The organism is uncultured Maribacter sp. (assembly GCF_963974015.1).
In the GTDB taxonomy this organism is placed as follows: Bacteria; Bacteroidota; Bacteroidia; order Flavobacteriales; family Flavobacteriaceae; genus Maribacter.
In genome coordinates this window covers 212,006-220,672 of the sequence record NZ_CAXBBZ010000004.1, presented here as the reverse complement: position 1 = coordinate 220,672, position 8,667 = coordinate 212,006, and the positions used below count along the sequence as shown (strand labels likewise).

9 protein-coding genes are annotated in these 8,667 nt (G+C 34.6%); 5 read left to right on the top strand and 4 right to left on the bottom strand.

The window, feature by feature from the left end:
- The first annotated feature begins 457 nt into the window (after positions 1 to 457).
- The 4 genes from thrS (at position 458) to rplT (ending at position 3,733) form a co-directional block, all read left to right on the top strand.
- Complete coding sequence (thrS, locus tag AACZ41_RS09590; protein WP_339628199.1) at positions 458 to 2,404, top strand: threonine--tRNA ligase; 1,947 nt, start codon at positions 458 to 460, stop codon at positions 2,402 to 2,404.
- Between the two features lie 29 nt (positions 2,405 to 2,433).
- Positions 2,434 to 2,985 (top strand): translation initiation factor IF-3, encoded by a 552-nt coding sequence (gene infC, locus AACZ41_RS09585; protein WP_339628204.1) that lies wholly within the window; start codon positions 2,434 to 2,436, stop codon positions 2,983 to 2,985.
- Positions 2,986 to 3,094: 109 nt separating this feature from the next.
- Entirely contained in the window at positions 3,095 to 3,292 is a 198-nt protein-coding gene (rpmI, locus tag AACZ41_RS09580) for a 50S ribosomal protein L35 (RefSeq protein WP_027064530.1), read from the top strand.
- Between the two features lie 96 nt (positions 3,293 to 3,388).
- On the top strand, positions 3,389 to 3,733 hold the full coding sequence (rplT, locus tag AACZ41_RS09575) for a 50S ribosomal protein L20 (RefSeq protein WP_091623188.1): 345 nt from the start codon (positions 3,389 to 3,391) through the stop codon (positions 3,731 to 3,733).
- Between the two features lie 35 nt (positions 3,734 to 3,768).
- Here the strand turns inward: rplT and AACZ41_RS09570 are convergent, their stop codons facing one another.
- Both AACZ41_RS09570 and AACZ41_RS09565 read right to left on the bottom strand, forming a co-directional pair.
- Entirely contained in the window at positions 3,769 to 3,921 is a 153-nt protein-coding gene (locus AACZ41_RS09570) for a hypothetical protein (protein ID WP_339628198.1), read from the bottom strand.
- A 164-nt stretch (positions 3,922 to 4,085) separates the two neighbouring features.
- Positions 4,086 to 4,508: a secondary thiamine-phosphate synthase enzyme YjbQ gene (locus AACZ41_RS09565; RefSeq protein ID WP_339628197.1), complete on the bottom strand. Its 423-nt coding sequence runs from the start codon at positions 4,506 to 4,508 to the stop codon at positions 4,086 to 4,088.
- Between the two features lie 91 nt (positions 4,509 to 4,599).
- On the opposite strand from AACZ41_RS09565, the gene AACZ41_RS09560 reads away from it, so the two are divergent.
- Positions 4,600 to 5,394: an HAD family hydrolase gene (locus AACZ41_RS09560; RefSeq protein ID WP_339628196.1), complete on the top strand. Its 795-nt coding sequence runs from the start codon at positions 4,600 to 4,602 to the stop codon at positions 5,392 to 5,394.
- A gap of 221 nt (positions 5,395 to 5,615) precedes the next feature.
- Here AACZ41_RS09560 and AACZ41_RS09555 read toward each other — a convergent pair whose 3' ends face one another.
- Together AACZ41_RS09555 and dnaB are read right to left on the bottom strand one after the other, a co-directional pair.
- Positions 5,616 to 6,878 carry an asparagine synthetase B gene (locus AACZ41_RS09555; protein WP_339628194.1) on the bottom strand — a complete coding sequence of 421 codons (1,263 nt, stop codon included), beginning with the start codon at positions 6,876 to 6,878 and terminating at the stop codon, positions 5,616 to 5,618.
- A 174-nt stretch (positions 6,879 to 7,052) separates the two neighbouring features.
- Entirely contained in the window at positions 7,053 to 8,603 is a 1,551-nt protein-coding gene (dnaB, locus tag AACZ41_RS09550; RefSeq protein WP_091623174.1) for a replicative DNA helicase, read from the bottom strand.
- Positions 8,604 to 8,667: the final 64 nt, after the last annotated feature.

Here is an 8,667-nt window from a genome sequence, read left to right as displayed (position 1 = left end):
ACATTGTCAGCAACTTATATTTGGATTAGGAAAAGAAATTCCAGACCAAACCAAACCGAATTACAAATAATATATCTCATTTCCATGCAACCGTGTTCAACTAAATTGCACCATAGCTCATATAATTCTTCACATTCATAAGTATCCTAGAAAATCAATACCAAAAAGGAACTTATAAATACTTCCACAAAAACAACAAACACCATCACATATTACTACACTATAGTAAAAGCAAACACCGAACAAAATCCACGTTCATTTTTAAAACTATTATATGTATAAAACCCTAATTAAAAAATTCACTTACCATGACTATTCTTTTAGAATTCAAAACCAATATATATGAACTCAGTTCTATTTATCAATTCATCAATACTATCACCAAAACATAACAGTATACTATTGCGGACATGAATACAACGTAGTATCTTTGGCTCCCGATAAGATTTACAGCATTATGATCAAGATTACATTGCCTGACGGCTCGATTAAGGAATTCGAAAAAGGGGCAACACCTATAATGGTTGCAAGAAGCATTAGTGAAGGTTTCGCCCGAAATGTTATATCAGCAAAATTCAACAAAACAACCGTTGAAACGGTCACCCCTTTAGAGACTGATGGAAGTTTAATTCTTTACACATGGAATGACAAGGAAGGAAAAACAGCCTTTTGGCATTCTACTTCACATATTGTAGCTCAAGCCATAGAGGAACTTTATCCTGGTGTTAAATTAACCATAGGTCCTGCAATTGATAATGGGTTCTATTATGATGTCGAACTACCGGACGGTTCTATTTCCGATAAAGATTTTCCCGCTATAGAAAAGAGGGCTTTAGAAATAGCCAGAGGTAAACATGATTATAAGCTTAGAGATGTTTCTAAAGCAGATGCCCTAAAATTTTATAAAGATCAAGGCAATGAATATAAGGTTGAATTAATAGAAAACCTTGAAGATGGCACGATAACATTTTGTGACCATGATACATTTACAGATCTTTGTCGTGGTGGGCATATACCAAATACCGGTATTGTGAAGGCTATTAAAATTTTAAGTGTTGCCGGCGCCTACTGGCGAGGAAATGAAAACAACGCACAATTAACACGTGTTTACGGTATTTCATTTCCAAAGCAGAAAGAGTTAACTGAATACCTTGAACTTTTAGAAGAGGCTAAAAAACGCGACCATAGAAAATTGGGTAAAGAATTAGAACTTTTCACATTTTCTCAAAAGGTAGGTCAGGGTTTACCACTTTGGCTACCTAAAGGAGCAGCGTTAAGAGAACGTTTGGAGCAATTTCTTAAAAAAGCACAAAAAAAAGCTGGTTATGAAATGGTGTTAACACCTCATATTGGCCAGAAGGAACTATATGTTACCTCGGGACATTATGAAAAATATGGCGCAGACAGTTTTCAACCTATACACACACCAAAAGAGGGTGAAGAATTTTTATTAAAGCCCATGAACTGCCCTCATCACTGTGAAATCTATAATGCAAAACCTTTTAGCTATCGCGAATTGCCTAAGCGCTTTGCAGAGTTTGGAACAGTATATAGGTATGAACAAAGCGGTGAATTACACGGACTGACAAGAGTGAGAGGATTCACACAAGATGATGCGCATATATTTTGTACACCGGACCAACTAGACGAAGAGTTTAAAAACGTAATTGACCTATCATTATATGTATTAAGTTCATTAGGTTTCGATAATTTCACTGCTCAAGTTTCTGTTCGTGATTTAGAGAATCCTGATAAATATATAGGTACCCTAGAGAATTGGGAAAAAGCTGAGCAAGCAATTATTAATGCTGCCGAAGAAAAAGGCTTAGATTATGTTATAGAAAGTGGCGAAGCTGCGTTTTATGGTCCTAAGTTAGATTTCATGGTTAAGGATGCCCTTGGAAGACAATGGCAATTAGGAACTATACAAGTAGATTATAATCTACCTGAACGCTTTGACTTAACTTATAAAGGCAGTGATAATGAACTACATAGACCTGTAATGATACACCGTGCTCCTTTCGGTAGCATGGAGCGATTTATAGCCCTATTATTGGAACACACAGGAGGTAATTTCCCATTATGGTTAACCCCAGAGCAAGCAATAATTCTTCCTGTTAGTGAGAAACATGAAAAATATGCTGAAAAAGTTTTAAAATCCCTAGAAAATAACGAAATTCGCGCCCTTATCGATAGTAGAAGCGAGACTATAGGTAAAAAAATACGTGAAGCAGAAATGAGCAAAATACCGTTCATGCTAATCGTAGGGGAAAGCGATGTAGTTGCTAACACCATTTCTGTACGTAAACATGGAGGTGAAGATTTAGGAGCTATCAGCGTTACAATGTTTACAGACTTGGTTAACAAAGAAATAAATAGTACCTTAAAGTCGTTCAAAGAATAAAGTTTAACATAAAATATTAAGTCATAGCAATACGTAAAAGATTCAGACCACAACCTAGAAGGGAAAATAAGAATCCCCACAATATCAATGAAAAGATAACGGCCCCAAATGTTAGGTTGGTAGGTGACAATGTAGAAGTAGGTGTATATCCTTTTCCTCAGGCTCTTGAGAAAGCAGAAGAATTAGGTTTGGATTTGGTGGAGATTTCCCCAAAGGCAGACCCTCCTGTCTGTAAAATAATGGAGTATAAAAAGTTTTTATACGAGCAGAAGAAAAGGGAAAAGGCTATGAAAGCGAAAGCTTCCAAAGTTGTAGTCAAGGAAATTAGGTTCGGTCCTAATACCGATGATCATGATTATGATTTTAAAAAGAAACATGCTGAAAAGTTCCTTCAAGAAGGAGCGAAATTAAAAGCATATGTATTTTTCAAAGGACGATCAATAGTTTATAAAGATCAAGGAGAAATTTTATTATTAAAATTAGCTTCTGAATTGGAAGAGCTAGGAAAAGTAGAACAAATGCCTAAGTTAGAAGGAAAACGGATGACTATGTTCATTGCGCCTAAAACCAAAGGAAAATAAAGATTCGGCTTCGCTAAGCGACCGGTTCTTTTTATAAAATACTAAACGCTGTTTGCATTTGTAAGCAGCGTTTAGCATGCAAAGTGAGATAATTAAATAAATTAGGAAAATGCCTAAACAGAAAACAAAATCCAGTGCCAAAAAGCGTTTTAAGCTTACAGGTACAGGTAAAATTAAAAGAAAGCACGCTTTTAAGAGTCACATCTTGACTAAAAAGTCAAAAAAGCGTAAGCTTAAGTTAACACATGATGGTTTAGTTCATCAAGCAGATGTTAACAGTATCAAAGAACAGTTACGTTTAAAGTAATCTTTTCTTTAACAAGGTAAAATTATTAACCATGGAGTTAGGCTAAAAAAGTTCCTTAAAATATTGAGGGCGCCTACTACAAAAAATTAGAAAAAAATGCCAAGATCAGTAAATGCAGTAGCTTCTAGAGCCAGAAGAAAAAAGGTGATGAAGCAAGCCAAAGGTTACTTTGGAAGACGTAAAAACGTTTGGACAGTAGCCAAGAATGCGGTTGAAAAAGCAATGTTATATGCTTACAGAGACCGTAGAAACAAGAAAAGAACTTTCCGTTCATTATGGATTACCCGTATTAATGCAGGTGCCAGACAACACGGAATGTCCTACTCTCAATTTATGGGAAAAGTAAAAGCTGAAAACATAGAACTTAATAGAAAAGTTCTTGCAGATTTAGCAATGAACCACCCAGATGCCTTTAAGGCGGTTGTAGATCAGGTAAAATAAATTAATAACAATCTCACTTTTTAAAAATCCGATTCTTACGAATCGGATTTTTTAATTTTAGCAATTACCAGTTTAAATTCTTCCCAATCAATTAGTTCATCAGGGTTTTTATCATAGCCCTCTATTAACTTAGAAGATACAATACCCCTTATAAAACCACTTATCTCAGCTTCTTTCAAGAGCTTCACAATTTATCCTTTGGTTAGTTTCCGGTCATTATCCTCGTCAAAGAAATTGAAAGCCAATTATGGCGTAGCAAAATGATTGGTGATCAATATCTATATCTTATTTAAGATAGATTCTTCGGTCGTTATACTATATATTTATCGGTTTACTCAATTTAAATAAAATTTCATACTCCCCACGCGGTCAAAACCAAGTTTCTACCCGTTGCATAATTTCTATGCTCACAAAGGTAAATACCCTGCCATATACCCATATTCAATTTACCGTTGGTAATAGGTATTTGTAATGAAGCACCCATTAATGAAGCTTTAATATGCGCTGGCATATCATCAGATCCTTCATAATCATGTTTATAATAAGGTTCATTTTCAGGAACCATAATGTTTATATGGGATTCAAAGTCATCACGAACTGTAGGATCGGCATTTTCATTTATGGTTAAACTAGCCGATGTATGCTTAATAAAAACCTGTAGAAATCCTTGATCTATATTTCTGATTTCAGGTATATTTCTAATAATCTGGTCCGTAATAATATGAAAACCTCTTTTATGTGTTGAAAGGGTAATTTCTTTTTGAACTAACTTCATTCGATAAATATTATTAAATAAAGGTAAAACTTTAACAATCCTTACATTACTTAATATCATTGAAATATCTTTACCTATAAATAAAAGTTATATGGATTTATCAAAGATAAAAATGGTAGTAACCGATATGGATGGAACACTTCTAAACTCCAATCATCAAGTTAGCGACCACTTCTTTGACCTTTTTAAAAGCTTGAAGTCTCAAGGTATTATTTTTGTAGCTGCAAGTGGCAGACAATACAATAGCATCATAGATAAATTAGATTCTATAAAAGATGATATTATAGTAATTGCAGAGAATGGTGGTTTTGCTATGCAACAAAAAACTGAACTTCTAGCTACACCACTTGAACAACAACACGTAAATGATATTCTAAAAACGTTAAATCAGATTCCAAATATTCATCCTGTACTTTGCGGGAAGCATAAAGCTTACTTAACGGGGAAGTCTAATGAATTTGTAAGCAAATTAGCTGAATACTATACAGAATTTGAAATTATAGATGATTTATCCTCCTTTGAATCTGAAGTTATCAAAATTGCCATATATCATTTTGAAAGTTCAGAGCAACATATTTATCCATTTGTAAAACACTTTGAAGATGATTTGAAGGTAAAGGTTTCAGGTGAAAATTGGCTGGATATTTCCAATAGCAACGCACACAAAGGTTATGCCTTAGAGAAAGTTATGAAAAGCTATAATCTTAAGTCAGATGAAGTAATGGTATTTGGTGATTACAATAATGACCTTGAAATGCTGGCCTTATCAGATTATGGTTTTGCAATGGAAAATGCTCATCCTAATGTAAAAAAAGCAGCTAAATATAGCACGCTAAGTAACGATGAAAATGGTGTTGAGCATATTTTAAAATTACTCATCAAATAATTGCATGTTTAAACAATAGGTGTTTTTTGATCAAGTCCTATATTTAATACTTCTTTTATAACTAGAACATATTTATTTTATGCTTAACTTTTTTTAACCTAATAAATATTTGTTCTTATACTAGCCCTCATAGATTATCACATTTTCTATGTTAATTGAACGTAACGATTTAAAGAAATATTATTGTCTAATAAATTCAGCAATCAAGCTTTTAATTAATATTAGGTTTTCTGTTTCTTTTTTCTCGCTGCCGGAAACAATACGTTATTTAAAATTAAACGATACCCTGGCGAATTAGGATGCAACTCAAGTTCAGTCTTAGGGTCCCCCACTCTATGTTGATAATCTTCTGGATCATGCCCGCCGTAAAAAGTAAAGAATCCTTTTCCCTTAATACCGTGAATATAACGTGCTTCTTCATTGATTTTATTTTCACCTAATATCAAGACTGTCGGCTTAATTTCAGAGCGTATAAAGGCTGTTGTCTGCCCCATGAAACCTTTTACCAATGAAGTATGGTTTTGACATAACATGGTAGGCACAACGTCCCACTTTGCAGAAAAATCCATAAGGGAAAAGTAATCCGATTCTTTGGCCACGTTTCCTCTTTTATTGGTCATATCAATAGAAGAAAACTCATATTTTAACGGACTTCTTTCTAAAACAAAATCAGTGAAAGCAAAAGTTTTTCCAAAATCTAAACTTGCTTGATAATTAGGATCAGATGCATCACCATCAAACATAGGTTCTACAATATCTACACCATCAGCAGCCAAGGCAATATCAAAACTATCTGTTGCAGAACACATGGCAAACATAAAACCGCCACCAATAACATAGTTCCTGATTTTTAATGCTACGGCTCTCTTTTCTTCGGATACTTTATCAAAACCTAGTTTCTTTGCCAGCTTCTCTGCATTTTTCTTTCCTTCAATATACCAAGGTGTAGCTCTATATGCACCATAAAACTTACCATACTGACCCGTAAAATCTTCATGATGCAAGTGTAACCAATCATATAACGCTAGTTTATCACCTAAAACTTCCTCATCATAAATAGTTGTATAAGGAATTTCGGCATAGGTTAATGCCATGGTAACGGCGTCGTCCCAAGGCTGTTTGTCTTTTGGAGAATACACAGCAATTCTTGGTGCTTTCTCCAATATTACAGCATCCTGATTTTTTGACGGACTACTAATCTCATCTAAAATTGAGTTTGCCTGTGCATCCGATAATATTTCAAAACTGACCCCTCTTATTTGACATTCTTTTCGAATACTTTCTCCATCTGGAAGTAAAAACGAGCCCCCACGATAATTAAGAAGCCACTGTACTTTTTGCTGTTTAGCCAAAACCCAATAGGTCATTCCGTATGCTTTCAAATGATTCTTTTGCGTATCCGCATCCATCGGTATAAGAATAGAAGTTGCAAATATTTGAATTGAGCAAAAGAGAAATAAAAATGAAATTGTAATTTTAGACATATATTATTTTCAAGGCATTGACTCAAAGATAAAGTAAAATCTTTGGTGCATAATTTAAGTAATCGTTAAAGCTATTGTAAAGTAAATAACGATAAACAGAAGAAATCACTAGTTTATAAACAAAAAAAAAGTCTCCTTTATGGGAGACTTTTTTACTTATATCAATTTTATAATTTAAAAAGGAACATCATTGTCCTCTTCAAAATCTGGACTGCTATTCATGCTACTACCAAAGGCGTCATCTGCACTCGGTAGATTTTTCGTTACAAAGGGGTTTTCTTCATTTGCGTTCATTTTTGATTGGAATTCGAATGGAGAATCGAAATCGTCCAAGTTATCGAACTTACCTTGGTTACCGATAAACTTCAATCTTATATTCTCTAAACCTCCATTTCTATGCTTCGCAACAATAAATTCTGCTTGACCTTGGGTCGGTGTATGTTCCTCATCATCCCACTCGTCGATTTTATAATATTCAGGTCTATATATAAAGGACACAATATCGGCATCTTGTTCAATCGCTCCAGACTCCCTCAAATCCGATAAAATGGGTCGTTTACTACCTCCACGGGTTTCAACGGCACGAGATAACTGTGATAAGGCAATAACTGGCACGCTTAATTCCTTGGCCAAAGCTTTTAAGTTCCTAGAAATAGTTGAGATTTCCTGTTCTCTATTCCCTCCTTTTTGACTACCACCTGCTGTCATCAACTGTAAATAATCGATCATAATCATTTTAATACCATGTTGAGAGGCAAGTCTTCTTGCTTTAGCACGTAGATCGAAAATAGAAAGTGAAGGCGTATCATCTATAAACAGTGGTGCTTTCTCTAAAGATTTTACTTTAACGTTTAATTGCTCCCATTCATGTTTTTCAAGCTTACCCGTTCTTAATTTCTCAGAAGACAAGCCGGTTTCTGATGAAATTAATCTTGTTATCAATTGAACCGATGACATCTCTAATGAGAAGAATGCCACAGGAATATTAGAATTTACAGCCATATTTCTGGCCATGGATAAGGTTAAAGCTGTTTTACCCATACCAGGACGAGCTGCAACAATAATTAAATCACTAGGTTGCCAACCAGAGGTAAGTTTATCAACCTTGTCAAATCCGGAAGGAATACCACTCATGCCCTCTTTACCAGCAATTTCTTCAATTCTTTTTTTGGCCTGAATCACCAAATCTTGAGCTGTCTCTGCAGAACGTTTTAGGTTTCCTTGAGTTACATCATATAATTTAGCTTCAGCAGCATCTAACAAGTCAAATACATCGGTTGCATCATCATAGGCATCCTCAATAATTTCCCCTGAAATTTTGATTAAACTACGTTGAATATATTTTTGAAGAATAATACGTGCATGAAACTCAATATGAGCAGATGATGCAACTTTTTGGGTAAGTTTTATTAAATAAAAATCACCTCCACAAACCTCTAATTTACCCGCTTTCTTCAATTGTGACGAAACGGTTAATAAATCCACTGGTTGGGACTCTTCGAAAAGAATAAAAATCGCTTCATAAATGAACCTGTGGGCATCCTTATAAAATACATCTGGATGTAAAATATCGATGACTTCATCTACACCTTTCTTATCTATCATCATCGCACCCAATACAACCTCTTCTAAATCAATTGCTTGCGGTGGTATTTTACCTCTCTCAAGGTTTATAATAGTAGATTTGTCAATCTTACGACCGACAAAAGGTTTCGTGTTCTCCATAGTACGAAAGTATACAATTAACCTTTAGTTAACCACAAAAACATTGTTTACGATGTTCACAGTT

Bases quoted from the DNA above. Each gene is read 5' to 3' on its own strand.
- thrS (WP_339628199.1), top strand. From the start codon at position 458: ATGATCAAGATTACATTGCCTGACGGCTCGATTAAGGAATTCGAAAAA.
- rpmI (WP_027064530.1), top strand. From the start codon at position 3,095: ATGCCTAAACAGAAAACAAAATCCAGTGCCAAAAAGCGTTTTAAGCTT.
- rplT (WP_091623188.1), top strand. From the start codon at position 3,389: ATGCCAAGATCAGTAAATGCAGTAGCTTCTAGAGCCAGAAGAAAAAAG.
- AACZ41_RS09565 (WP_339628197.1), bottom strand. From the start codon at position 4,508: ATGAAGTTAGTTCAAAAAGAAATTACCCTTTCAACACATAAAAGAGGT.
- AACZ41_RS09560 (WP_339628196.1), top strand. From the start codon at position 4,600: ATGGATTTATCAAAGATAAAAATGGTAGTAACCGATATGGATGGAACA.
- AACZ41_RS09555 (WP_339628194.1), bottom strand. From the start codon at position 6,878: ATGTCTAAAATTACAATTTCATTTTTATTTCTCTTTTGCTCAATTCAA.
- dnaB (WP_091623174.1), bottom strand. From the start codon at position 8,603: ATGGAGAACACGAAACCTTTTGTCGGTCGTAAGATTGACAAATCTACT.